This is a genomic window from Mangrovimonas sp. CR14 (assembly GCF_011764015.1).
GTDB classification, from domain to species: domain Bacteria; phylum Bacteroidota; class Bacteroidia; order Flavobacteriales; family Flavobacteriaceae; genus Mangrovimonas; species Mangrovimonas futianensis.
In genome coordinates this window covers 156,843-180,610 of record NZ_JAAFZY010000003.1, presented here as the reverse complement: position 1 = coordinate 180,610, position 23,768 = coordinate 156,843, and the positions used below count along the sequence as shown (strand labels likewise).

Genomic DNA, 23,768 nt, shown 5'->3' with positions numbered 1-23,768 from the left:
TAACATTTTTATCAACATTTGGGAGTTTACATTTTGAAAGCCATTATTATGAAGTACCTTTGAATAAAAGATTTTATATGAAATTTGGAAGTGTAGATAACCCAGAAAACATTGACTTTACATTACCTCCAGATCATATAGATACGAGCAGAGTGCTGAATTTGGCCAAGGATGACAATGAACCGGAATATTATGTGGGCTGCGCCAAATGGAATAGGGCAGATTTAAAGGGATTTTATCCCAGAGGTACCAAGGATGAACTGTCTTATTATTCGCGTCAGTTCAATTCCATTGAACTGAATGCTACTTTTTATAGAATTTTTCCTCCTGAGCAGTTTACGACTTGGTATGAGAAAGTTCCTGACCAATTTAGGTTCTTTCCTAAAATTAATCAGGAAATAAGTCATTGGAAGCGGTTAAATGAGGTAAAGACTGTTGTTGATGATTATTTATACAGTGCTTCACAACTCAAGGAAAAACTAGGAACGGTCTTTTTACAAATGCACAATAATTTTTCACCTAGGGATTTTGACCGGGTAATTGGTTTTGTAGAATCATGGCCTAAAGAAATTCCCCTTGCCGTGGAGTTTAGACATACCGATTGGTATAATGATGAAGCTGTTGCCAATCAGGTTTATGATTTGTTGGAGAAAAATGATGTGACAAATATCATCGTGGATACTGCAGGTAGGAGGGATTTAATGCATATGCGATTAACAAATTCCAAGGCCTTCATTAGATATGTTGGTGCTAACCACCCGAGTGACTATAGTCGTCTTGATGATTGGATTGCACGCTTAAAAGAATGGAAAGAACAAGGCATTAAGGAAATGGATTTCTTTGTTCATCAAAATATTGAAAAAGAATCTCCTTTATTGTCCACTTATTTTATTAAAAAATTGAATCTGGAGTTGAATGCCAATTTAAAAATTCCAAATGATTCAGATCAACAAAAATTATTATCATTATGAGATTCCACACCAGAAAATGGGTGAAACCAGAAGACCTTAATCCCAATGAAACCCTGTTTGGGGGGCAACTATTAGCTTGGATTGATGAAGAAGTAGCTTTGTATACAATAATCCAGTTAGAAAATTCTAGGGTAGTTACCAAATATATGTCTGAAATCAATTTTATGAGTTCTGCCAGACAAGGAGATATTATAGAACTTGGAATCGAGGTCATTAAATTTGGGAAATCCTCTTTAAGTTTAAGATGTGAAGCCAGAAATAAAATGACTAGGGAAACTATTTTAACGGTTGACAATATTGTTATGGTAAATTTAGGTAATGATGGCAAACCGAAACCACATGGAAAGACTGAAGTCGAGTTTGTAAAAAACCGGTTGTCTTAACAAGGTTTAAGATTTTTTTGGAAGAGATTAACATCTTTGAATGTAGTATAATTCGTAAATTTATAGAAATTAACACTTAATTTATAACCATTAACATGATGAAAAAATCACTTCTATTATTCATGGTTGTGGCTACCATTTTCTCTTGCGGTTCTACCAAAACAACAGGAGTTTCTAAAAAAGTCATGAAAGGATATTGGAGTTTAAATTCCATAACCTATAGCGAATCAGGAGAATTTAATGTCAACCTCTTAAATGATGCCGAACAAGCATGTTTTGAAGGTAGTACATGGCGTTTTATCCCAAATAACAATACGGGGAACTATACGTTAAGCGGTATGGATTGTGACTCATCTATACGCAACTTTGTCTTTAGTATTCAAACTATTGATAAGGATACAGGTTTGTATGATTTTATGTTAAAGCCTACCAATGCAAAACATAAATCTGAAACCAATCAAGGATTTAGACTTAAGTTAGCTCAATTGTCTGAATCCAACATGCAATGGCAACAAACCGTGACATTGGATGATGGAAAACCTTTTACAATATTTATGAACTTTACTAAAACAAGCGACTAATGAAAACTTATTTAAAACAAATAACAACAATGGTAATTGCCGTTTCGGTAATGTTTACCATGACCAATTGTGAATCTGTTCAAAACGCAAATAATAAGCAAAAAGGTGCTGCCATAGGTGCTGCTAGTGGTGCTATTATTGGTGCTATAATTGGTAACAATGCCGGTAAAGGAGGGAACGGTGAACTAGGGGCTGTTATTGGTGGCGTCATTGGAGGTGGAGCAGGAGTTCTTATTGGTAATAAAATGGATAAACAAGCCCAAAGAATTGAAGATGAAATACCAGGGGCTCAAGTAGAAAGAGTGGACAATGGAATTGTAGTTACATTTGATGAAAATAGCGGTGTTTATTTTGATACTAATAAATACAATATCAACTCTGCCTCTCAAGTGACTCTTGATAAGTTGTCAAATGTACTTAAAGAGTATCCAGATACAAATGTATTAGTAGTGGGACACACAGATAGCACTGGTGATGCCTCTTATAACATGACATTGTCTAAAAATCGTGCCAACTCAGTTCGCGATTATTTTGTAAGTCAAGGTTTAAGTAGTTCAAGATTTACCACCAACTGGTTTGGAGAAACACAGCCCATGTATGACAACGGAACTTCTGAGGGAAGATCGAAAAACAGACGTGTGAATTTAGCAATTTTACCAAATGAAAAAATGGTGGAAGACGCTAAAAACGAAAGTGGAAATTAGGAGAATCCTAAATTATAGAAATAAAAAAAAGAGCAGATATCTGCTCTTTTTTTTATTTTATTACGTTTGGATCGAAATTTTGAAGTTCAAATATTTCTAGTTTGAAATAAGGAACAGCAGCCAAGAGATGATCGAAAATATCAGCCATAATGTATTCGTAATTTTCCCAACGTTTATCAGAGCTAAAAGCATAGATCTCCAAAGGTATTCCCTGTGGAGTTGGAGCCAATTGTCTGGTCATGATGGTCATGTCCTTATTTATAGCCGAATGACCTTCTATGTAATTTTGAATGTATTTTCTAAAAACTCCAAAATTGGTCAAATTGCGACCATTGATTAAAACAGATTTGTCTATGTTCTTTTCTCTATTATAATGATTGATGTCTTCTTGTCTTTGGGAAACATAATCTGATATCAATTGAATTTTCCTTAAATCATCAATTTCTTCCTGGGCTAAGTATTTAATGGAAGTCGCTTTAATAATTATGGCTCGTTTAATTCGTCTTCCTCCAGAGTCAGACATTCCACGCCAGTTGGTAAATGCATCGGTCATTAGTGACCCTGTTGGAATATTAGTTATTGTCTTATCAAAATTTTGAACTTGGATGGTATTTAAATTGATTTCAATAACGTCTCCATCTGCACCATATTTTTCCATGGTAATCCAGTCACCAATTCTTACGGTATCGTTTACAGCCACATTGATGCTGGCTACAAATCCTAAAATAGTATCCTTGAAAATTAAAAGTAATACTGCTGAAGCAGCACCCAGAGTGGTGAAAAATTGAATAAGAGTAATATCTGTAATGATAACAAAACAAAAGGCAATACCTACAATCCAAACACCTAACATGCCTACTTGTACATAGCTGTCAATAGGTTTATCCTTTAAAGAAGGAATAGTTTTGAAATAGGATTCGAGGGTTTTAAGGATGCTCCTTAAAATCCAAATAAACAATAAAACACCGTAAATTTTCAATAAAGTTTCAATAGGCTGCTCTACTGATGGGTAGTCATTGAATACAATCGGAAATAGCTCGATGGTTAAAAGCAAAGGCACTAAATGCGCTAAGTTTCTCGGAGCTTTGTGTTTTATTAAGAGGTTATCAAATTGAGTTGTAGTACGATCTGCAAATTTACTGAATGCCTGAACTAAAATCTTCCTAGTGATAAAATCAGTCGTAAAAATTAAAATAACCAATAAAATCAAAAGGGAGAGCATATTCAAAAAAGTAGCACTGGTTTCGCTCAGGCCCTTTTCAATAAATAAGTCATAAAAGAAATGAGTCAAATTATTCATGTGTTAGGAATTTTTGAGATACTTGGCATCTACAAAAAAGGTACCCAATGGAATAATAGATCCTAAAAGCACAATTCCAGTTTCCTTAGTATTCCAATTCCGCTCTTTACTAATTAAAATGGCCAAAGCAATGTAGCCTATAAAAAGAAGTCCATGAGGCATTCCCAATAACTTGACATACTGTTCATCACCAAGCCAATATTTTATGGGTACAGCTACAAAAAGTAATAAAATATACGAGATACCCTCTAAAAAGGCTAATATTCTAAAAATTGTCAGACTCTTTATTTTCATAATAATAATTTGTGCTGCAAAAATATAACCTTTTAGGCTGATAGAATTTCTAACCATCAAAAAAAGCAACCATTTGGTTGCTTTTTTATGTTTTCGTTAAGAAGATTTATAGGTTCTCATCACAATGATGGGAAAATAGTATTTTGGTTAATTTATAATCATAACTAACCGTTTTTAGGCATTCTTTAGTTCTATATTTATACCAAAGCTTATAGGTGTAACCATCCTTTTGGAAAACTTTAACCTCTTTAAAATTGTCGTCTTGAAGCTTTCTGTATACGGAGGTGGCGGGACCATTCACGTAAGTCTGATAATTGTCGTGATTTCTTTCATTGTCGTTAGAATGATGGAATTCTCCTCTATTGTTTGAGTGATTCTGATTTCCTCTAGATTTATTACAATCTAAATCAGGAACATTGACTATTGATTTCACTTTACCATCACTTACCCTCACTGTGACACATTTGTTCTTTCGGTTATTCCACCAATTTTGATAGGAATTATACCCAGATTTTTCAGTTTTTATCCAATCGTAACCACGATTTCCCATTTCGTTATCAAGAGAACTAGCTCTCATATCAACCAAATCTTTAAGGTCATAGGCGGTTTCTTGAGAAAATGAAATAAAAACGGTAAAGAAGAAAAGAATTAATAAGCTTGTTTTTTTCATGGAATTATTATTTAAAATTACACCTTCCTAAGTTAATCTTTTTCTTAATTAAAGTGCTGATATATTTTAGATTATTTTATCTGTTTTCATCGCAATGATGAGAAAACAAAATCTTTGTCAATTTATAATCGTAGCTAACCGTTTTAATGCATTCTCTGGTTCTGTTTTTATACCATAACTTATAAGTATAGCCGTCTTTTTGGAAAATTTTAATTTCTCTAAATCCGTCATCTTCTAGTCTTCGATATGCTGTTGTGGCTCCTTTATTAATATAAGATGTGTAATTAGTGTGCGTATCTTCATGATCATAGGAATCATAAAAATTTCCTCGGTTTCTATTATTTGAGTATCCTCTATTATTTGAATAACCTCTGTTATTTTCATCACAATGATGAGAATATAAAACTTTGGTTAATTTATAGTCATAGCTAACTGTTTTAAGGCATTCATTAGTCCTGTTTTTATACCATAGCTTATAGGTGTAACCATCTTCTTGGTGCGTTTTTATTTCATGAAAACCATCATCTTCTAACTTACCATAAGCAGAGGTAGCTGAATTATTTACATATCTACTATAATTGTAATTTGTTTTTTCATTGTTGTCATAGTAGAAGGAATTGCCATTATTTCGGTGATTATTGGAATAATTTCTATTGGATTTATTACAATCAAAGTCGGGCGAATTAACAATAGATTTAATTCTACCATCAGAAACTCTAACTGTTACACATTTATCCTTTCTGGAACTCCACCAATTTTGGTAGGCATTATATCCAGACTTTTCAGTTTTTATAAATTCATAACCATGATTTCTCATTTGATAGTCAAGGTTGCTCGCCCTCATATCGATTAAACTTTGTAAATCTGAGGCTGTTTCTTGAGCAGATAATTGGTAGTTTGCTATGAAAACAAATAGCAAAAGCGGTAAAATTAAAAGTTGTTTTTTCATGATAATTTCAATTGAATAAAATTTATAAGAATTTGCTTGATTTTATTTCGTTACATAAGGTTGGTTTCTAATTGGTAAATGATTTTTTTTTCAAAATCTAATAGAGGTAGTTTGGAGGGGATAACTTTGATAGTTATAAAGTTACAAATTTTTTTTCCTACAAAAAACATTAAAAAATTGGTAATTTGTTATTATACTGAGCATTCTTTGCCCATAGTGTAATTGAACCTAGTTTTTTTTGAGAAGTTTACATACAAGAGAAGTCACTTAACGGATTAATTATTCTCCTATCGATTAAATATGCATTAATTCCTTCATTATGATATATTTGACTTGCTATTAATAATCCCTTTGTAAGCTATTGACGATTATGGTTTTTTACCCAAAGAATACCGTAAAGTACTTCTTGTCAGTTTTTATTTTAACTGCGGTTTCTTCCTCTGCATGGTCGCAATCAACTCCAATTCCAGATACCAATTTTGAACAGGCTCTTGTGACTCTAGGTATTGACACAAATGGAATAACAGGAGATATATTGAATTGTGATGCTGAAAATGTGACCACCCTTAATATTTTTGACAATTTTATTCACAATCTTGATGGTATCGAAGCATTTATAAGTTTAAGACATTTGAATGTTTATTCCAATAATTTGGAAGAAGTTGATTTAAGTCAAAATATAGATTTAAAATCTATAGACATCAAAGACAATCAGTTAAACGCTTTAAATATTCTGGCCAATTTAGAGCTGGAAGAACTTGACATCAGTAATAATAACATTTCCAGTTTAGATGTTTCCAATAATCTCAACTTGGAATATTTATCCTGTAATTTAAATAATTTGTCTTCATTAGATGTTTCGGGAAATCCTGGATTGGAGTTTTTGTTATGCTATGGAAATAATTTAAACACAATCGATGTCTCATTGAATACCAATCTAAAGAGCTTATTTGTTGGTACCAATGATCTTTCAAATTTAGATATTAGCAATAATACTTTGTTAGAAATATTAGATTGTTCCCAATCCAATATATCCAATTTGAATTTAGATAATAACCCAGCATTATCATATTTAAACTGCTCAAATAATGGTTTAACCAGTTTAAATGTGAGCAGCAATCCACTATTGGAGAAAATTCTTATGTTCAATAATGAGGTTACAAATATCGATTTAAGTAGCAATCCACAATTAAGTTTGTTTTATGCAGCTAATAATCAATTGACATCCTTGGATTTATCAGATAATGGGGTTTTGAGGAGAATACAGTGCCAGAATAATGAATTGACAACTGTTGATTTAAGAAATGGCAATAATGGTAATATTGTTGAATTTAACATGTCAGGTAATGAGTCTTTGTCATGTATTATGGTTGATGAAACAACAGCAGTAACACTTGCTAATTGGAACATAGGTGGTAATACATTTTTTGTAGCTAATGAAGAGGAATGTGCTACTCTTTCGATTAAGGATGTTGAATTAGAGGATATTACCATTCGCATTTACCCAAATCCAGTTATGGATACTTTAACTATTTCTAATGCTCCTAATGACAGTGTTTTGGAGATTTTTAGCTTAAGAGGCGATTTAATTTTTCAACAATCATTGCCTATGCAGTCTTCTACGGTGAATGTCTCGCAACTATCAGCAGGAATCTATATGGCTTCAATTCACAATAAGGAATCAAAGACCATTAAAAAGCTGGTGGTCAAGTAAAAAAAAAGGAGAGAGCTATTATAAAAATACTCCCTCCAAATAAACTTGATCAAATTAGGAATGGGTTACTATTATTTAAAATCCCCTTTAAAAATAAATTCCTTTTGATCTTTACGCTTTCTAACTTCTTCTAATTCGGATTCTTTTAAGTCCTCTGGAAGTTTATCAGGATCTCCACCATAAAATCCAATGGCTGCAGATGTAGCTATATGATAATCCTCAGGTAAATTAAATTCCTTTTTTGCATCTTGATGTTTTACACCTCCCATTTGATGTACCGCAATTCCCATGGATTGTGCCTGAATACTTAGAGTAGCCATAAACAATCCTACATCATGAAGTGCATGAAAATTTTCATTGCCATTTGGGTTTTTGGTATTGTAAGCTGTAAGAAGAAGGATAGGGGCATTTTTAACCCATCCTTGATTAAAATCACTTAAAACATTATAAATTCTTTCGTACGTTTCACTTCCTTTTTCTCCCCAAATAATGGCCCATGGTTGCAGATTATTGGAGCTTGGAGCCCATCTACCTGCTTCAAAAAGCGTTTTCATATCTTCTTCGCTAACCATTTGCTCATCAAAAACCCTAGGACTCCATCTGTTTTTTATTAATGGATGGATATCATGGGATACGGGTGTTTCTTTGTTTATTGATTTTTCTGTTTTTTCCATGAGACTAAAATACCAATTATTATAGAGTTTTTAAGGCAATCGTTAAAATCCTTGTGTCAAATTTTAAAGCTTTTGTTTTTTTAAAAAGAATATTGATATTTCTTTGAATCTGTCATTTTTATTTTGAACTTTTGTTTGTTCAAAGTCATAATTATTTTCTGTTTTTATAAGACACCAAATTATATGACAAATAAAAATAGATGCTTTGAGTCCCTTTAAAAAAGAAAATCTTTTTACTTCAAAACTTCTTTATCAATTAGCCTTCCTTTCAAGCGTGTTAGGTGTGTTGATGTTTTTGCTGGATTTTGGTTATGACAAATCATTGGAGATCCAAAGAGTTTTCAATACGTTTTATTTTGTGGTTATTGGTTTGGGAATTGGCGTGACCATTCTGAGATATATTGAAAAGCTAAAAGAAATCAAACGGTCAGTGATCATTTTTGACGTAGTTACTATCCTGATTACCCTAAATATCCTATACGCTCACTTTTTGGGAGAAGAGGCTCACAAGCATATTTCTTTTTTATACAACGACAATTGGGTGAAATTTGCCATACTACTAACCTTTATAAGAGAATTTTCAGAACAAAATATTAGTTACAAAAAAACCTTGATGAATCCCGCTCAGTTGTTTATCATGAGTTTTTTTGGAATCATTTTGGTTGGGACTTTATTACTTATGCTCCCGAATGCAACTTATGAAGGGTTGTCATTTTTAGATGCTTTGTTTACTTCTACAAGTGCTGTATGTGTAACGGGGTTAATTGTGGTAGATACAGGTAGTTATTTTACTGTATTTGGACAATCTGTTATTCTAGCACTTATTCAGGCAGGTGGTATTGGGATATTGACAGTGGCCAGTTATTTTAGTTACTTTTTTAAAGGAGGCTCTAGTTATGAAAACCAGCAAACGTTAAGTGACATGACAGGAGCCAATAAGCTGGGAGAGGTATTTACAACCTTTAAGCGGATTTTGGCCATTACTTTTTCTATCGAAATTGTGGCTTCGGTTCTCATTTTTGTTAGTGTTCGAAAGGATCTATTTGAAAGTTTTTTTGAAAGGATCTTTTTTTCAGTTTTTCACAGTATTTCAGCTTTTTGTAATGCTGGTTTTTCCACCTTGTCGAATAGTATTTATGAAGAAGGATTTAGGTACAACTATATGCTCCAACTTGTATTAATTGTAGCCTTTGTTTTGGGAGGATTGGGTTTTCCTATAGTGGTAAACCTTTTGAAGTATATTAAGTATTTCATTAATAGAAAGGTATTCTATTTGTCAGGGATGGAAGAAACGTATAAACCCTGGGTATTACACATTAATAGTAGGATATCCTTGGTGACAACGGCCATTTTAACCATAGTCGGGACTATAGCTTTTTTTATTGATGAATATAATAATACTTTGGCAGAACATAGCGGATTTGGAAAGTTTGTAACCGCATTATTCGGGGCAACTACACCTAGAACGGCAGGATTCAATACCATAGATATGGCCGAATTACATTTTTCTACGGTCATGTTAATCTTTTTTCTGATGTGGGTGGGAGCATCACCAGCATCTACTGGAGGAGGTATTAAAACCAATACATTTGCCATAGCAACCCTAAATTTTTTGAGTTTGGCAAAAGGAAAAACCAAAATCGAAATTTTTAGGAGAGAGATTGCAGAAATTTCAGTGAGAAGAGCCTTTGCAGCCATTTCTTTATCGCTTATGGTGATTGGAACCGGGATTATCTTAATTTCCATTTTCGACAAGGACATGAAATTATTGGATATCGCTTTTGAATGTTTTTCAGCATATAGTACGGTTGGTTTAAGTCTCGGTATTACTGCTGCATTGAGTCCTCTTAGTAAATTTGTCATCATTGCGATTATGTTTATTGGGAGAGTAAGTATGTTGACTATTCTTATCGCACTATTTAAAAAGGTGAAACAGAAGAATTACAGATATCCTACAGAGGAAATTACAATCAATTAAAAAGATGTTGTTATGAAATATATTGTTGTTGGATTAGGAAGTTTTGGATCGGCTCTAGCCGTCAAACTTACAGAACAAGGCAATGAGGTTATAGGTATTGATATTAGTATGGATAAAGTGGAGAGTTATAAGGAGAAAATTTCCCATACCATTTGCATGGATGCCACAGATGAGTTTACCGTGTCTGGATTGCCTCTTAAAGATACTGATATGGTAGTTATAGCCATTGGTGAGAACAGGGGAGCCAATGTAATGGCAACAGCTCTTTTTAAAAACATGAATGTGAAAAAATTGGTTAGTAGAGCTATTGATTCCCTTCATGAAAAAGTATTGTATGCCATCGGTGTACATCAAATTGTTCATCCTGAACAAGAATCGGCGGAAAGATGGGCCAAAAAATTATGTCTAAAGGGAATTTTGGATTCCTTTGAGTTAAGTGAGGAATTCAGTATTGTTGAAATTAATGTGCCAACACAATTTTATGGAAAAACCATAAAGGATATAAATATTAGAGAAAATTTCAATCTGCTCATATTGACCACCATGTCTGCTTCCGAAGAAAAGAATTTATTAGGTACCTCAAAGCAAGTTTTCAAAGTTCACGGAGTGGCCGATCCCTATTATGTCCTTCATAAAGAAGATATTTTGGTAGTCTACGGCGCTAAGAAGGATATCAATAGATTTGTGCAATCTAAGTAGTCTGGATTAACTCCAGTAAATCTTCTAGGGATGCAATACCTCGTGGGTATGTTTTTTCATATTTTCAGCCATTTTTTCAATAGGCAAATCATCTGAATCCCAACCAAACGGATCTTCTATGGCTTCAGCAATAAGTTCTAATGAAGCCAATACATAAAAAACAAAAGGTACTGCTAAAGCGACAAAATACCCTAAAGAAAACACATATCCCATGGGTAAAGTAGCGACATAAAAAACAATAAACTTTTTTAAGAAGGTACTGTAAGAATGGGGGATAGGTGTATTTTTAATTCGTTCACAAGCACCACAGATATTGGTAAATCCTTCCAATTCATTATTTACAGCTAATAACTGTTCACCTGAGATAATCCCTTGTTGATATAAGATATTCGTTTTTTTAAATAGGAGTGAGGCTACTTGATTGGGGGCGTGCTTCTTTTTACTGAAGGCATCTCCAAGTTCTGGGTGCTCATTTTCATCCAACATGAAGGTTGAATAATCAGACCTTAAGAATGCATACAAACTTTGGGAATACATGGGAATCGCTTTTCTATAAAAATGACGATTTGCTTTGTCATCTTTAGGGAGTAAGGCATTCATTTTAAGGGCTAAATTTCTACTTGTATTGGTAAGGGCGCCCCATTGCTTTCGGGCTTCCCACCAACGATCATATGCCGTATTGGTTCTAAAAACCAATAGTAAGGATAATGCAAAACCCAATAAATTATGTACTACCGTAATGTTCTTTACCCAGTGTTTGGCTGATAGATTAAAATATTCCAATTCTAAGTAGGCAACACCATATGAAAAGGCGGCTGTAATAAACAAATAGGGAGTCAGTTTTCTTAACGTATCTGATTTATGGACATAAAATACAGCCTTAAACCACTCTTTTGGGTTATATATTTCCATAGAAACAAATATAAAAAATGAGAACAATTTTAGAAATATAGAATCGGAATGGAAGATGTAAAAGCAATAAGTAATTTTGTTTAACAAATATTTTAAAAAGTTAAACAAAATTTGTATCTTGTGTTCACAAATTAGTTTAATTAAAACCAAATATTATGAAATCTCTCAAAGTTCTAAGTCCCCAATGGTTATTTATGATGATTAGTATGTTGATTGTATCTTGCCAAACAGATTCTGTAGATACTTCTTTGGATCAGCAATCAAAGCAGACTAGTATTTATGAGACGCTTATAACAGCTCGATCGGGAAATGCCCCTGGTAATACTCCTATAGCAGCCATAGCTATAGATGCCGGATTCAATGAATTGGTAAATGCTTTAATGTACGTTGATTCTGAACTTGATGCAGGATTGGTGGATCTATTTTTGAACGGTACCGACCAATATACTGTATTTGCTCCCACCGATGATGCTTTTTTTGCCTTATATGATGCGTTGAGTGTTTCCGATATAACCGAGGTTGATGCCCAATTAGTATTGAATGTGTTGTTATATCATGTCACCGAGGGTAGAAGATCTTCTAACAGTGTGGTTCCCAAAAAAAATAATAAAACTATTGAAACTTTACTAGGCGAAACGTTTCAGGTGACGCCTAACCTTGAAATTATAGCCATAGGTAATTCAGCTAATATAGAAGCTGCAGACATTACAGCTTCAAACGGAGTTATTCATGTGATTGATGGGGTTATTCTTCCTATAGAATAGTTGATTAATGATTATTGTTTGTTGAAAGGCGATCTAAATGGAGGTTTAGGTCGCTTTTTACTTTTCTATTAAATTGATGTTAAACAATTAATTTGCCTAGGAAAATAATACCATGTTTACTAATTTTAAAAAATCAAAATAATTTAATACTTAAATCCAACATATAATATGAGTAAACAACCATTATTACAGCCATATCAATCAAATAATTTAGATTTAAAAAATAGAGTTGTGATGGCTCCAATGACACGCAGTAGAGCCAATAATCCAGAGAAAAAGCCAACAGAAGATCTTCAAGGGCTTTATTATCAACAACGAGCAAGTGCTGGTCTAATTATTTCTGAGGGGTCTCAGGTGTCTGAGGAGGCTGTTGGCTATATAAACACACCAGGTATACATAGTAAAGAGCAGGTTGAGGGATGGAAATTGGTAACAGATAAAGTTCATAATGAAGGAGGAAAGATTTTTATTCAGTTATGGCATGTAGGTAGAATGTCTCATCCAGATTTTCATAATGGAGATTTGCCATTGGCACCATCGCCTATCAATCCGAATGCCCAATCTTACACCCCAGAAGGATTTAAAGACACAGTTGCCCCCAAGGAAATGACCAAGGAGGATATACTACGTACCATTAATGATTTTAAGAAGGCAGCAAAAAATGCTATGGAAGCTGGATTTGATGGCGTAGAAATACATTCATCAAACGGATATTTATTTCACCAGTTCTTCAATGCCACATCCAATACGCGTATAGACGAATATGGTGGAAGTATTGAGAACAGAGCGCGTTTCTTTTTCGAGGTTTTAGATGCCATTAAAGAAGTTATGCCAGAGCAAAAGATAGGGGCCCGCTTTAATCCGTCTTTAAATGGTGTTTTCGGAATGACAATGGATGAAGAAACCATACCAACCTTTGAATATATTATGAAAAAATTAAACGATTATGACTTGGCTTATATACACCTTTCAGAACCGTTTACAGATGTTTCAGATATATCATATGCGGTGACCGAAATAGCCAAACATTTTAGACCACTTTATAATGGAACCTTGATTATTAACTCTAATTTTGATCAAGAAAAGGGAAATCAGGTCATTGAAAATGGGGATGCGGATTTAGTAGCATACGGAAAACCTTTTATATCAAATCCGGATTTAGTGGAACGTTTCGCTAATAATTTGGAATTGGCCGAATGGAATCAAGATACTTTTTATACGCCTGGAAGTGAAGGATACACCGACTATCCAAAAGCAAGCGAACAGGTAGCATCTTAAAGGTCTTATAATAATTATTAAAATACCATCTGATTTTTTTCTGATGGTATTTTTTTTGCATTCATATTTTGATAAACGGTATTTTATCGAATTTTTTTGAACCTATTTTCGGTTAATCGTGTATTTTTTTAGTTCATAAGATTTTTTATGTGGCGTTTAGTTAATCAATTAATTTTAAACCGATTAATTAAATAATACCTCATGAAAAAGTTATTATTATTCCTTGTTTCCATCACTTTGTCTGCTAATTTTCAGACGGTTCATGCGCAAGATAGGGCTCAAGTTTTGGAAGAAGTTCCATTTGATTACATGACCAGAAATCCTATCTATGATTATACCGAAAGTCAGTTGAGCAATACCGACAGTATCCCTGATTTTCAATCCAAGGAAAATCCATTAAAAATTACAGGGACTGTTTATAAAAGTGATGGTGTGACCCCTGCTCAAGATGTCATTGTTTTTATTTATCAGGCCGATGAAACTGGTATGTATGATGTCAATTACGATAGACAAAAAAAGTATGTGAAGCACAGAGGTTGGGTAAAAACAGACGCCAATGGTTCTTATACCTTTTACACCTTTATTCCAGGTTCTTACCCTCATAGTAAAGAATTACGATTGATACATCCTACTATTAAAGAAGAGGGAAAAGAAGCTTATGGGTTACCTTCTTTTGTATTTGATGATGATCCCTATTTAACTAAAATGTGCCGTAAAAAATTGGCAAAAAAGAACTTGGATATTATCCTGAAAACTGAAAAAATGGGTGATATGTATGTAGCTAATAAGGATATTGTATTAAAGGAAAACACAGAATTATTTAAATAGATTTGTTTAATAATTATGATGACGTGAAACTTCTTAATGAAAATTAAGAAGTTTTTTTATGTCCTATTTTTAATGAATTAGTTTATTTTTCTCAAATCACTTTTCAATATAACCTGATTCTTTATCCATTTGAAGATGGTAAAAAGGGAGCCAATAGTGATTAAACCTGTTGCTAAGAATATGATAAACAATGGATTTGTAAACGTGTCTCCAGTTGTAAAAATGATTAGTATTAGTAGAACCGAAAGCGGTAAGGACATTGCTAATAGTCCTAAGGCAAATTGGTTGTCAAAAGTTTTTTGATGGTCGGGCAAATCCATTTCTTTAGCAGATATAGATGAAATATGAGCAAAAGGCCAAAAGCTGCAGGCACTCAAGCCAAAGGCTAACATAAATAATACATCTTGACTTGTTTGGATTTTTAATGCTGCAACCACACCGGCAATTAGAAGTAAACTTATGCCATAGCGCAGCATAAGTAAAGAAAAAACCTGTCCTAGTTGTTTCTTTTTAATTTTTACAGCCAAACCAATAAACAATAAGACCAAGGGTGTCATTATCAAACTCAATCGGTTTAAGTTTTCTTGTAAAAACAAGGGTAAATCAGCAAGTGAAATACCAGAAACGAGCAAAATCAAGGCTAGGATAATCAAAAGATTAATGGGTTCAAATAACATGACCTTCACCAAGGTTTTTAATCGTGTTAAATCAGATTCTTGTTTGTTATTCTTATTACGGTAATGCCATTTGATGGCAATTAGATATAAAATAAAAAGAACAAAGAACTTATTTCCCAAATCGGTCATGGCAGCCTTGGCCAAATAAGGTTCACCTAAAAATTCTAAAATAAACGGAAAGCACGATAATCCGGGAGCTAAAGAAGGAATTAGCAATTTGGCTGTATTTGCAATGGCTTTATTTTTTATTCCAACCACGTTTAATAAGGCTGGTGTAATGACAAATAAAAACAGATTAAAGCCTAAGGCAAAAAGCGGCAGAAGAAACAACTCTAAATGCAATGAAATCTTTAATAAGGCTACGAAAATGGTGCAGGGGAGAGCCACCAACAAAATAATCTTCTTTAATCCGTTAACTTCCTCGGCATTATTGAATTTAGATTTTAATAGCAATCCAATAATGATAAAAGTAACGAATGAAAGTGCTTTAATGATGGCTTCAGACATTAGACAAAAATTTCATCCATCGCCTTGGTGAATATTTCCATTTCTTTCATGGTTCCCATACTCACACGACACCAGTTTTTATCCCAGAACTTAAAGGCTCTTACACCAACCTGTCTGCCATAAATTTCTTTTAGAAATGAATTTCCATCCATATCGATTTCAAAAATCATAAAATTGGTTTGCGATGGTAGGTATTTAAATCCTTTTTTCTCCAAATAATTCTGAGTATATGCTCTGGCTTCAGCAATTTTGGTTTTGGTCATATCTAAAAATTCTTGACCTTTTAAACTCGTGGTCGCAGCCATAATGGATGGGCCAGTGATCCCCATACCGCCACGGGTAATCTCATTAATGCGGTTAATGGTCTCTTCTTTTCCAACCAAGTAACCAATTCGTAATCCAGCCATTCCATGGATTTTTGAAAAAGTTCTAGCCACCATAACGTCATGGCCTTCACTCACTAAGGATACCATACTATCAGCTATGCCATTATTTGAAAGTTCTATATATGCTTCATCTACAAATACAGGAACTTTTTTGGATACTGTTTTGCAAAAGGTTTTTAAATCTTCAGCATTGGTAATAGAACCCGTTGGGTTGTTTGGGTTACAGATATATACCAATTTGGTTTGATCGTCCACAGCTTTTTCCATTGCCTTTAAATCATGTTGGGAGTCGGACAATAACTTATAGGACTTCCATTGACCTCCAACTGATTTTGAAACGTTGATCAAAGACATATAACTAGGGTCGGCACTTATCACGTCGCCGCCATTTTGAAAAAAGACCATGGCTACTTTTTCGAGAATATCAGAAGAGCCAGGAGCCATTAAAATCTGTTTGGGTGAGACGTTTTCCTTTTCAGCAATCATGCTTATTAAATTATTAAGAGTCTTCCAAGCATATCTATTTCCCGAAAAAACGTTTTCCTGAAAAGCTTTAGCAGCAAGGGGTGGAGGCCCATATGGGTTTTCATTGGCTCTTAAAATGGCTTTTAATTCGGGATCCAAAAACTTGGGAGGCGTAAATTCATTGAAGCTGTTGGTAGTTGGAAAAAGGTATTTGGTTTGGTTGGTTTGTGCTGTCTCTACAGCATGGGCCCAAATATCGGAAGGCATTAAGGCCAATCCTCCCAATGTTAAAGCGCCTTTTTTTAACCAATCACGCCTACTTAAGTTAGAAGTTTTCATGATGAGTGCTTTGAATTAAATGAACTAATTTAGATGATTAGATGGAAATAATCTGTTAAAATTAATTTTAATTAAAAAATAAATTAACAGATAGGGTTATTTGCTTCATTTTTCATATTTCAAATGGTAGCATTCTTTATTTCCTAAGGTGTAAGGATCTTTAGTCTTGGTTTTTTATTGGCTATCAATAAATTGAGATTAATTTTTCGTAAATTTAGAACACATCATTTAAAACTTATTCCAATGAATCATTACAGTGTTAAAGCTTACGGAGCTGAATCCGCAGAAACTGATTTGTTGCCCCTACAAATAGACAGAAGAACCGTCACTAATACGGACGTGAAAATCGATATTTTATATTGTGGTGTTTGCCATTCTGATTTGCATTTTGCAAAAAATGATTGGGGCATGACACAGTATCCTGTTGTCCCCGGACACGAAATTGTAGGTAGGGTAGTAGAGGTAGGTTCAAAGGTATCCAAACACAAAGTAGATGATATTGTAGCGGTAGGTTGTTTGGTAGATTCCTGTAGAACCTGTCAAAACTGTAAAAACGATTTGGAACAATATTGCCCAGAATGGGTGGGCACCTATGGTGGCTATGACAAACATTTGGAAACTAATACCCATGGTGGGTATTCTGAAACTATAGTGGTTGATGAAGCTTTTGTGTTGAGTGTGCCAGAGAATCTTGATTTAGCAGGAATAGCGCCTGTTTTATGTGCTGGTATTACCACTTGGTCGCCATTGCGTCATTGGAATGTTGGGAAAGATAGTAAGGTAGCTGTTGTGGGCCTCGGTGGCTTGGGACATATGGCTATTAAACTAGCCAATGCCCTAGGAGCTCATGTTACGTTGTTTTCAAGGTCAAAAGGAAAAATAGACGATGCCAAAAAGTTGGGAGCACATGATGTAGTCATTTCTACGGATGAAGCCGCCATGGAACAAGTCATGGGTAAATTTGACGTTATAATTGATACCGTTCCTTATGTACATGACTTAAACCCATACGTAAACACGTTGAACACAAATGGTACTTTGGTGGTAGTTGGTTATTTGGGACCCTTAGATCCCATGTTGGTAACGGTTCCCATGATTATGGGAAGAAAGAGTGTGGCTGGTTCTTTGATTGGAGGTATCGCAGAAACACAGGAATTGCTTGACTTTTGTGGAGAACACAATATAACGTCTGATATAGAGGTTATAAAAATTCAGGATATTAATAACGCTTATGATCGCATGCTTAAAAGTGATGTCAAATACCGTTTTGTAATCGATATGTCAAGTCTGAAGAGCTAATTATTTTTAAAAATGGAGCCTGTATAATAGTTCCACTTTAAAAATAGCACCGTCCTTAAACCGGTCATTTATCCGAGTTCTGTTGTCACCAAAGTAAAAGGCAATCAGGTTTAAATCTACCTTATCGTTTGCTTGATAGACATCATAGCTTCTACCAAGAGCATAGCCTATTTTGGTGTTAAAATAGAGGGATTTGGTGAGTGCAAATCTTAAATACGTGGAAATCTCATTGGATATTTTGGATACATAAGCACCGGAAGGGGAGTAGGCCTGATTGTTTAAATAATAGGTGGTTCCCAAGCCGTCAAATTTAATACCAAGCCATAGATTTTTTCTTAATAGGTAGTTGATGTCTGCCAAAATAGGCAGGTTCAAATTGGCATCCAATCTGGAATTGGGACTAAGGTAATAAAGCCCTAAAATAGGCACGATTATCAAGCCATATTTTTCTGTATTGGCATAGATGCCATACCGGTATTTTAGGTTGGCTTTCTTGGTTTGGGAAATTAAGGTTAAAAAAGCGAATTGGGTGTTGTTTCCCGAAAGAGTGATCACATCGGATGCTATTTTTGGAAATCCCATAAAAGTGGCTGACCATGTAGGATTAAATGTTTTATGAACACCTAATCCCAGTCCTAGCACCTTCAGTTTGGTTTCAGGATTATGAGGATCTAGCTTAACAGCGGTCTGATTCGTGAAGAATCCGGCTAGGAGGGTAGTACGCTCGTTGATTACTATGGGGATTTCAAATTGAAGAGCTAATTCTTCCACTTGTGTTTGACCACGACCAGTATCAAATTTATTTTGAGGGGTGTTGGTATAACTTAGTTGCCCCAGGTTAAAATAATTTTGAGACCATACCTGAACAGCAACAAATCCAAATAAAATATAAAAAATAGATTTCATACCTCTGAAGCTAACGGTATTATCAAGATACGTTAATTTTTTTAATCAGTTTTTTCTTCAAAAATCAACATTTTTTCGTTAAATTGTATAGGCATTTTCTGCCCGCACTAACCATCGAATTTCCTATTTTAAACTCTGTACATTATGGAAGTTTCAATAGGTAATCCCCAATTGTTTTTTAAAGCCAGTTATCTTATCGCATTTGGTTTTTTGTTCGGAGTAGTCGTTTATAAAAGTTTAAAACAAGGCTACAGAATGAGATCTATTTTATTGATCTTAAGTATCGTTTCTTTATTTGCAATTACAGGATCCCGATTATTTACCATACCAGTTTCTGATTGGTTGGATGCCTTGACGACTTCTTCCCAGCAGTTTTCAAATCGTTCGGCAGTGGGAGGCTTATTGTTTGGTTTGTTAGGACTTTTAATCGCACAACGCCTATTGGGGTTTAATAAATCGATTTTGAATTTGTATGCTTGGGGTGCTCCAATGGCTCTGGGGATCGTTAAATTGGGATGCTTTTTTAATGGGTGTTGCTACGGTCAGCTTTATTCGGGCTTTGGTAGCGTGCAATATCCAAAAGGAACTCAAGCACATTTGCATCATTGGTATTCAGGTTTAATTGATGTGGAATCACTTATTTCTGCAAGCGTCCATCCGGTTCAAATATATGATAGTTTGTTTCTGTTTTTTATCGCTTTTTTGGTTTACAAAAGTCAAAAGTATTGGAAAAAGAATGCCAGCAGCTTATTGTTTTCTGTGGGATTGTTTTTTTTGATGCGATTTGGCATTGAATTTTTAAGAGATCCTAATAGTTCACAATTCAATACCTGGTATGTTTTTGGAATGCGTATGTTCCATTGGAGTATGTTGATTTATGGTGTTTTGGTGGTTTTGATTCTGTTGTGGTATGAAAAAAGAAGGTCACTGGAATGGTTTCCAGAACGCAAAAATGCCTTGTCCTTCCAAAACGAATTCATGGTTACCATTTTAATTTCCATGATAATCTATACCGTTAAAGATTTATTTACGGGTTATGAATTAATGGTGGTTTGGATGAAGTTTATTCCGGTGGTTATTCTGTTGGTTTACAGTCTCTTTACCGAAGTTCAGTTAAGGGAATATCGTTGGATAACAAGCGTTTTTTTAATAGCACCGTTTGTAGTGTTCGCCCAAACATTGCCAAAGGATTCAATCAAAACTACTAAATACCATCGTTTTGATGTGGGTGGTTCTTTTGGAAACTATATCAATGAAGTCATGTTTGATCCACATCAAGGAACTTGCGGAACAACCTATAATTATGAATATTACAAACAGGTCTATCAGGTATTTGGATTGGGGTATTCTCAGGTCGTCACAAAAAAGAAAACAACCTACACCGTTGGTGCCAATCTGTCTGGAGGCAATATTAAAAGTACCCGATTAAGAACCAATGAAAGCCGGTCTGATTTTGTGTATGCCATCAACCCATACTTTAAAATTGATGGTAAATGGATAGGTGTTGGAGGCGGTATTCAAGTGGGTAGTCTTAGAATAAATAAAGATTTAACAGTTGATTCTGGGTCTATTGAAGATGCCGATAAGGATTATAATATCACTCCAGAATTTTATTTTAGGGTTGGACCCAGAAAATATTTTGATGCCGATTTTAATTATGGATTCCTAATGCCATCACCATACCCAACTTTATATATGCGTTCAAGTGTGGGAAGTGCTTTTGGTCTTAGTGAGGATTATAGCTTAAGGGGAGGTTATATTTGGAATTTGGAAACACCCTATATTTCGGCCAAAGCCTTAGTAAGTGATCACTTTGGTGTTGAAGTCATGTATATTTTTAAAGAAAACAATTTTGAAATTCTGGATAATAAGGCATCTGGTAAATTTGTATTCTCGGTTAACTATCGGTTTGGTCAATCAGAGAAATGATCATGATTCGTTATAGCTAATTGTATTATACTTTAAATACCGTTAAGGTTTATTTTCTTTTTTCATAAATACCTGCAAGAGTCGCTCCATTGCACGCTTGCATCATTGGTGAATTATCAGAATTCCAAATTTTTATTTCATTACCCGTTTTTTTGATAAACATATGTTGCATTTGATTTTCTCCAAGAAATGGAATCTCGAGAACACCTTTATCATTTACAGTTCCAACTTTTGTTGTTAATTCACAGTCTTCTGTAAACTTGGCAATATACTTATTAATGCCTTCAGGAATCAATTGTACAAATTGCATATCAGATTGATATTTCCCAGAAAAATCATTCTTTGAGTCACTTTGAGCATAAATGGCTTGTCCGGCAAAAAGAATAGATAAAATTAAAATGAAACTTTTAGCTTTCATAATTATAAATTCTAATTAATTAACACTTTTATAAAGATAAGATATTTTTCGGTTTAGTCATTTAATTAGCTTCTGGGATTTTTACATAGGCTATTAAAATAGTACATCTATAAATAAATTGTTATCATGGTTTGTTTGTCCTATAATGGTCAGCATTATGTTACTTTGCTTTGGTAAAAGCAATAATTTCATTTGCTGATTTTTCTTTTAAAAGTTTTCTTCTTTAAGGCTTTTTTTACTATAGTTAATGAAACACTCTTTTTACGGAACGACGATAGGAGAGAAGTAGAATGTGTGTGAAATGGTATTATTTGAAGAATGTTAAAAAACTTTGATAACTCATCAATTCATATTGTATTTATACTTGCTATATTTGATAAATCAAAAAACTTAATAATTGAAAACAGCTAAACCTTTTCTTAAATGGGCTGGTGGAAAAAGTCAACTCATTAGTGAAATTGAAAACTCTTTACCACAAGATTTTAATAAAAAAGAATTTACATTCATTGAACCTTTTGTTGGAAGTGGAGCAGTTATGTTTTGGATGCTTAATAAATACCCTAATATTAAAAAAGCTGTTATTAATGATATTAACACAGATCTTACAAATACATATATCACTATTAAAAAGAATGTTGAAGCAGTAATTCAACAGTTGAATGAATGGCAATCTCAATATCATCAATTTAAAAATGATGTTGATGAGAGAAAGGAATATTATTATGAAAAAAGAGCCTTGTTTAATACTCGTGAATCTGATAGTGTAGTACAAGCATCTTTGTTCATTTTTTTGAATAGAACATGTTTTAATGGATTGTATAGGGTAAATAAATCTAATGAATTTAATGTGCCAATAGGTAGTTATAAAACTCCATTGATCTGTGACAAAGAAAATTTAATGGAGGTTAGCAAATTACTTGAAAAAGTAGAGATCTCAAATGGTGATTTTGAAGATACTTTGTTTTATGCTGAAAAAGATACATTCTTTTACTTTGATCCACCATATAAACCATTAAGTAATACTTCAAGCTTTAATTCTTACGCGAAGGATGAATTTAATGACCATGAACAAATACGGTTGAGAGATTTTTGTAAAAAATTAAATGCAAAAGGACATTTTTGGATGTTGAGTAATTCGGATGTTAAAGGTAAAAACCCAGATGATAATTTTTTTGATGATTTATACTCAAACTTTAATATTAATAGAGTTCAAGCTAGAAGGAATATAAATGCAAATCCTAAAAAAAGAGGAAAGCTTAACGAATTATTGATAACTAATTATACCACAGAAGTTGATTATGCCAAAGCAATTTGATGATTTCCTTAACGAGTTAAGTGAAACAAACGCAACATTGGATTACTTTACTGATTTCACTAAAATTAAAAGAAATGTTAATAAGATTTCTTTAAAATTAAATCAGTTAAATTATTTAATTGGCAAACTAGATTTAAAAACAGCTGTCATTGAAGTTTACAATGAAAACCCAAAGGCTTTTGAGGTATTGGATATACTGATTGCAGTGAGAGGTAAAGACTCTAAGAAAACTCTTGATTCTGATGGAGAGATAGTAGCAATTGATTCTTACTTCAATGATCCAAACAAAATATTCGAATTTATATCTGAAACAGGTTTGGCAGATGTTTTTAAAAATAAGAATATAACAAATCTAGTGGATTATGTGTTTGGAGTAGAAGTTGGCCTAGATACAAATGCTCGAAAGAATAGAGGTGGAACTAACATGGAAAAAGCAGTGTCACGATTTTTTGATAGACATAATGTTTTTTATAAGAGAGAGGTTTATTTAACAGATTACCCCGAAATATTGAGTTTGGGTGATGATTTAAAAAGAGTGGACTTTGTAGTCAAAACCAGTAAAAAGCTCTATTTAATAGAAGTAAACTACTATAATTCAGGAGGTTCAAAATTAAATGAAACAGCAAGGTCTTATTCAGATTTAGCTCCCAAAATTAATCAATACAAAGATTTTGAGTTCGTTTGGATTACAGATGGTCAAGGTTGGTTAAAAGCTAAAAGCAAACTTCAAGAAGCATTTAACATTATACCAAATCTTTACAACCTTACGTCATTGGAAGAGTTCATTAATAAAGTGAAAAATGAAAACATAGTAATTTTTTAATTAAT

24 protein-coding genes are annotated in these 23,768 nt (G+C 33.6%); 14 read left to right on the top strand and 10 right to left on the bottom strand.

Annotation, left to right across the window (positions count from 1 at the left end; genetic code table 11):
* Nucleotides 1–77: 77 nt before the first annotated feature.
* The 4 genes from GZ212_RS06810 (at nucleotide 78) to GZ212_RS06795 (ending at nucleotide 2,639) form a co-directional block, all read left to right on the top strand.
* Nucleotides 78–971, top strand: coding sequence for a DUF72 domain-containing protein (locus tag GZ212_RS06810; RefSeq protein ID WP_166958427.1), 894 nt, complete (start codon nucleotides 78–80; stop codon nucleotides 969–971).
* Nucleotides 968–1,354 (top strand): acyl-CoA thioesterase, encoded by a 387-nt coding sequence (locus GZ212_RS06805; RefSeq protein WP_053969973.1) that lies wholly within the window; start codon nucleotides 968–970, stop codon nucleotides 1,352–1,354. The genes GZ212_RS06810 and GZ212_RS06805 overlap by 4 nt, the downstream gene beginning before the upstream one ends.
* A gap of 98 nt (nucleotides 1,355–1,452) precedes the next feature.
* Complete coding sequence (locus GZ212_RS06800; protein ID WP_166959049.1) at nucleotides 1,453–1,935, top strand: lipocalin family protein; 483 nt, start codon at nucleotides 1,453–1,455, stop codon at nucleotides 1,933–1,935.
* Nucleotides 1,935–2,639: an OmpA family protein gene (locus tag GZ212_RS06795; RefSeq protein WP_166958425.1), complete on the top strand. Its 705-nt coding sequence runs from the start codon at nucleotides 1,935–1,937 to the stop codon at nucleotides 2,637–2,639. Before GZ212_RS06800 ends, GZ212_RS06795 begins: the two co-directional genes overlap by 1 nt.
* Before the next feature lie 52 nt (nucleotides 2,640–2,691).
* Here the strand turns inward: GZ212_RS06795 and GZ212_RS06790 are convergent, their stop codons facing one another.
* From GZ212_RS06790 to GZ212_RS06775, 4 genes are all read right to left on the bottom strand, one after another.
* Complete coding sequence (locus GZ212_RS06790) at nucleotides 2,692–3,939, bottom strand: mechanosensitive ion channel family protein (protein WP_166958423.1); 1,248 nt, start codon at nucleotides 3,937–3,939, stop codon at nucleotides 2,692–2,694.
* Between the two features lie 3 nt (nucleotides 3,940–3,942).
* Nucleotides 3,943–4,233 (bottom strand): DUF3817 domain-containing protein, encoded by a 291-nt coding sequence (locus tag GZ212_RS06785; RefSeq protein WP_166958421.1) that lies wholly within the window; start codon nucleotides 4,231–4,233, stop codon nucleotides 3,943–3,945.
* A 106-nt stretch (nucleotides 4,234–4,339) separates the two neighbouring features.
* The gene (locus GZ212_RS06780; RefSeq protein WP_166958419.1) at nucleotides 4,340–4,903 is read right to left on the bottom strand and encodes a hypothetical protein; all 564 of its coding nucleotides are present in this window, start codon (nucleotides 4,901–4,903) and stop codon (nucleotides 4,340–4,342) included.
* Between the two features lie 76 nt (nucleotides 4,904–4,979).
* The gene (locus GZ212_RS06775) at nucleotides 4,980–5,852 is read right to left on the bottom strand and encodes a hypothetical protein (protein WP_166958417.1); all 873 of its coding nucleotides are present in this window, start codon (nucleotides 5,850–5,852) and stop codon (nucleotides 4,980–4,982) included.
* A 370-nt stretch (nucleotides 5,853–6,222) separates the two neighbouring features.
* Here GZ212_RS06775 and GZ212_RS06770 point away from each other — a divergent pair, with 370 nt between their 5' ends.
* A complete protein-coding gene (locus GZ212_RS06770; RefSeq protein ID WP_166958415.1) occupies nucleotides 6,223–7,566 on the top strand; it encodes a T9SS type A sorting domain-containing protein in 1,344 nt (447 codons plus the stop codon).
* A gap of 71 nt (nucleotides 7,567–7,637) precedes the next feature.
* Here GZ212_RS06770 and GZ212_RS06765 read toward each other — a convergent pair whose 3' ends face one another.
* Entirely contained in the window at nucleotides 7,638–8,240 is a 603-nt protein-coding gene (locus GZ212_RS06765) for a nitroreductase family protein (protein ID WP_166958413.1), read from the bottom strand.
* Nucleotides 8,241–8,529: 289 nt separating this feature from the next.
* Between GZ212_RS06765 and GZ212_RS06760 the strand changes: the two genes are divergently transcribed.
* Complete coding sequence (locus tag GZ212_RS06760) at nucleotides 8,530–10,218, top strand: TrkH family potassium uptake protein (protein ID WP_166959047.1); 1,689 nt, start codon at nucleotides 8,530–8,532, stop codon at nucleotides 10,216–10,218.
* A gap of 12 nt (nucleotides 10,219–10,230) precedes the next feature.
* A complete protein-coding gene (locus GZ212_RS06755) occupies nucleotides 10,231–10,917 on the top strand; it encodes a TrkA family potassium uptake protein (protein ID WP_166958411.1) in 687 nt (228 codons plus the stop codon).
* A gap of 24 nt (nucleotides 10,918–10,941) precedes the next feature.
* On the opposite strand, the gene GZ212_RS06750 is transcribed toward GZ212_RS06755, so the two are convergent.
* Complete coding sequence (locus tag GZ212_RS06750; protein ID WP_166958409.1) at nucleotides 10,942–11,829, bottom strand: bestrophin family protein; 888 nt, start codon at nucleotides 11,827–11,829, stop codon at nucleotides 10,942–10,944.
* A gap of 155 nt (nucleotides 11,830–11,984) precedes the next feature.
* On the opposite strand from GZ212_RS06750, the gene GZ212_RS06745 reads away from it, so the two are divergent.
* From GZ212_RS06745 to GZ212_RS06735, 3 genes are all read left to right on the top strand, one after another.
* Entirely contained in the window at nucleotides 11,985–12,593 is a 609-nt protein-coding gene (locus GZ212_RS06745; protein ID WP_166958407.1) for a fasciclin domain-containing protein, read from the top strand.
* 168 nt (nucleotides 12,594–12,761) lie between these two features.
* The gene (locus tag GZ212_RS06740; RefSeq protein ID WP_166958405.1) at nucleotides 12,762–13,871 is read left to right on the top strand and encodes an alkene reductase; all 1,110 of its coding nucleotides are present in this window, start codon (nucleotides 12,762–12,764) and stop codon (nucleotides 13,869–13,871) included.
* Between the two features lie 201 nt (nucleotides 13,872–14,072).
* Nucleotides 14,073–14,699: a hypothetical protein gene (locus tag GZ212_RS06735; RefSeq protein WP_166958403.1), complete on the top strand. Its 627-nt coding sequence runs from the start codon at nucleotides 14,073–14,075 to the stop codon at nucleotides 14,697–14,699.
* A gap of 77 nt (nucleotides 14,700–14,776) precedes the next feature.
* Here GZ212_RS06735 and GZ212_RS06730 read toward each other — a convergent pair whose 3' ends face one another.
* Nucleotides 14,777–15,883, bottom strand: a complete 1,107-nt coding sequence (locus GZ212_RS06730; protein WP_166958401.1) for a permease — start codon at nucleotides 15,881–15,883, stop codon at nucleotides 14,777–14,779.
* The gene (locus GZ212_RS06725; protein ID WP_166958399.1) at nucleotides 15,883–17,073 is read right to left on the bottom strand and encodes a histidinol-phosphate transaminase; all 1,191 of its coding nucleotides are present in this window, start codon (nucleotides 17,071–17,073) and stop codon (nucleotides 15,883–15,885) included. Before GZ212_RS06725 ends, GZ212_RS06730 begins: the two co-directional genes overlap by 1 nt.
* Before the next feature lie 243 nt (nucleotides 17,074–17,316).
* On the opposite strand from GZ212_RS06725, the gene GZ212_RS06720 reads away from it, so the two are divergent.
* Nucleotides 17,317–18,372, top strand: coding sequence for an NAD(P)-dependent alcohol dehydrogenase (locus GZ212_RS06720; protein ID WP_166958397.1), 1,056 nt, complete (start codon nucleotides 17,317–17,319; stop codon nucleotides 18,370–18,372).
* A 6-nt stretch (nucleotides 18,373–18,378) separates the two neighbouring features.
* Here GZ212_RS06720 and GZ212_RS06715 read toward each other — a convergent pair whose 3' ends face one another.
* Entirely contained in the window at nucleotides 18,379–19,278 is a 900-nt protein-coding gene (locus tag GZ212_RS06715; protein WP_166958396.1) for a DUF6268 family outer membrane beta-barrel protein, read from the bottom strand.
* A 144-nt stretch (nucleotides 19,279–19,422) separates the two neighbouring features.
* Here GZ212_RS06715 and GZ212_RS06710 point away from each other — a divergent pair, with 144 nt between their 5' ends.
* Nucleotides 19,423–21,207: a prolipoprotein diacylglyceryl transferase family protein gene (locus GZ212_RS06710; protein WP_166958394.1), complete on the top strand. Its 1,785-nt coding sequence runs from the start codon at nucleotides 19,423–19,425 to the stop codon at nucleotides 21,205–21,207.
* Nucleotides 21,208–21,256: 49 nt separating this feature from the next.
* On the opposite strand, the gene GZ212_RS06705 is transcribed toward GZ212_RS06710, so the two are convergent.
* Nucleotides 21,257–21,625 carry a hypothetical protein gene (locus GZ212_RS06705; RefSeq protein ID WP_166958392.1) on the bottom strand — a complete coding sequence of 123 codons (369 nt, stop codon included), beginning with the start codon at nucleotides 21,623–21,625 and terminating at the stop codon, nucleotides 21,257–21,259.
* A 397-nt stretch (nucleotides 21,626–22,022) separates the two neighbouring features.
* Between GZ212_RS06705 and GZ212_RS06700 the strand changes: the two genes are divergently transcribed.
* Together GZ212_RS06700 and GZ212_RS06695 are read left to right on the top strand one after the other, a co-directional pair.
* Nucleotides 22,023–22,940, top strand: coding sequence for a DNA adenine methylase (locus tag GZ212_RS06700; RefSeq protein WP_166958390.1), 918 nt, complete (start codon nucleotides 22,023–22,025; stop codon nucleotides 22,938–22,940).
* Complete coding sequence (locus tag GZ212_RS06695; protein ID WP_166958389.1) at nucleotides 22,924–23,763, top strand: type II restriction endonuclease; 840 nt, start codon at nucleotides 22,924–22,926, stop codon at nucleotides 23,761–23,763. The genes GZ212_RS06700 and GZ212_RS06695 overlap by 17 nt, the downstream gene beginning before the upstream one ends.
* The last annotated feature ends 5 nt before the right edge of the window (nucleotides 23,764–23,768 follow it).

Bases quoted from the DNA above. Each gene is read 5' to 3' on its own strand.
- GZ212_RS06810 (WP_166958427.1), top strand. From the start codon at position 78: ATGAAATTTGGAAGTGTAGATAACCCAGAAAACATTGACTTTACATTA.
- GZ212_RS06805 (WP_053969973.1), top strand. From the start codon at position 968: ATGAGATTCCACACCAGAAAATGGGTGAAACCAGAAGACCTTAATCCC.
- GZ212_RS06800 (WP_166959049.1), top strand. From the start codon at position 1,453: ATGAAAAAATCACTTCTATTATTCATGGTTGTGGCTACCATTTTCTCT.
- GZ212_RS06795 (WP_166958425.1), top strand. From the start codon at position 1,935: ATGAAAACTTATTTAAAACAAATAACAACAATGGTAATTGCCGTTTCG.
- GZ212_RS06790 (WP_166958423.1), bottom strand. From the start codon at position 3,939: ATGAATAATTTGACTCATTTCTTTTATGACTTATTTATTGAAAAGGGC.
- GZ212_RS06785 (WP_166958421.1), bottom strand. From the start codon at position 4,233: ATGAAAATAAAGAGTCTGACAATTTTTAGAATATTAGCCTTTTTAGAG.
- GZ212_RS06780 (WP_166958419.1), bottom strand. From the start codon at position 4,903: ATGAAAAAAACAAGCTTATTAATTCTTTTCTTCTTTACCGTTTTTATT.
- GZ212_RS06775 (WP_166958417.1), bottom strand. From the start codon at position 5,852: ATGAAAAAACAACTTTTAATTTTACCGCTTTTGCTATTTGTTTTCATA.
- GZ212_RS06770 (WP_166958415.1), top strand. From the start codon at position 6,223: ATGGTTTTTTACCCAAAGAATACCGTAAAGTACTTCTTGTCAGTTTTT.
- GZ212_RS06765 (WP_166958413.1), bottom strand. From the start codon at position 8,240: ATGGAAAAAACAGAAAAATCAATAAACAAAGAAACACCCGTATCCCAT.
- GZ212_RS06760 (WP_166959047.1), top strand. From the start codon at position 8,530: ATGTTTTTGCTGGATTTTGGTTATGACAAATCATTGGAGATCCAAAGA.
- GZ212_RS06755 (WP_166958411.1), top strand. From the start codon at position 10,231: ATGAAATATATTGTTGTTGGATTAGGAAGTTTTGGATCGGCTCTAGCC.
- GZ212_RS06750 (WP_166958409.1), bottom strand. From the start codon at position 11,829: ATGGAAATATATAACCCAAAAGAGTGGTTTAAGGCTGTATTTTATGTC.
- GZ212_RS06745 (WP_166958407.1), top strand. From the start codon at position 11,985: ATGAAATCTCTCAAAGTTCTAAGTCCCCAATGGTTATTTATGATGATT.
- GZ212_RS06740 (WP_166958405.1), top strand. From the start codon at position 12,762: ATGAGTAAACAACCATTATTACAGCCATATCAATCAAATAATTTAGAT.
- GZ212_RS06735 (WP_166958403.1), top strand. From the start codon at position 14,073: ATGAAAAAGTTATTATTATTCCTTGTTTCCATCACTTTGTCTGCTAAT.
- GZ212_RS06730 (WP_166958401.1), bottom strand. From the start codon at position 15,883: ATGTCTGAAGCCATCATTAAAGCACTTTCATTCGTTACTTTTATCATT.
- GZ212_RS06725 (WP_166958399.1), bottom strand. From the start codon at position 17,073: ATGAAAACTTCTAACTTAAGTAGGCGTGATTGGTTAAAAAAAGGCGCT.
- GZ212_RS06720 (WP_166958397.1), top strand. From the start codon at position 17,317: ATGAATCATTACAGTGTTAAAGCTTACGGAGCTGAATCCGCAGAAACT.
- GZ212_RS06715 (WP_166958396.1), bottom strand. From the start codon at position 19,278: ATGAAATCTATTTTTTATATTTTATTTGGATTTGTTGCTGTTCAGGTA.
- GZ212_RS06710 (WP_166958394.1), top strand. From the start codon at position 19,423: ATGGAAGTTTCAATAGGTAATCCCCAATTGTTTTTTAAAGCCAGTTAT.
- GZ212_RS06705 (WP_166958392.1), bottom strand. From the start codon at position 21,625: ATGAAAGCTAAAAGTTTCATTTTAATTTTATCTATTCTTTTTGCCGGA.
- GZ212_RS06695 (WP_166958389.1), top strand. From the start codon at position 22,924: ATGCCAAAGCAATTTGATGATTTCCTTAACGAGTTAAGTGAAACAAAC.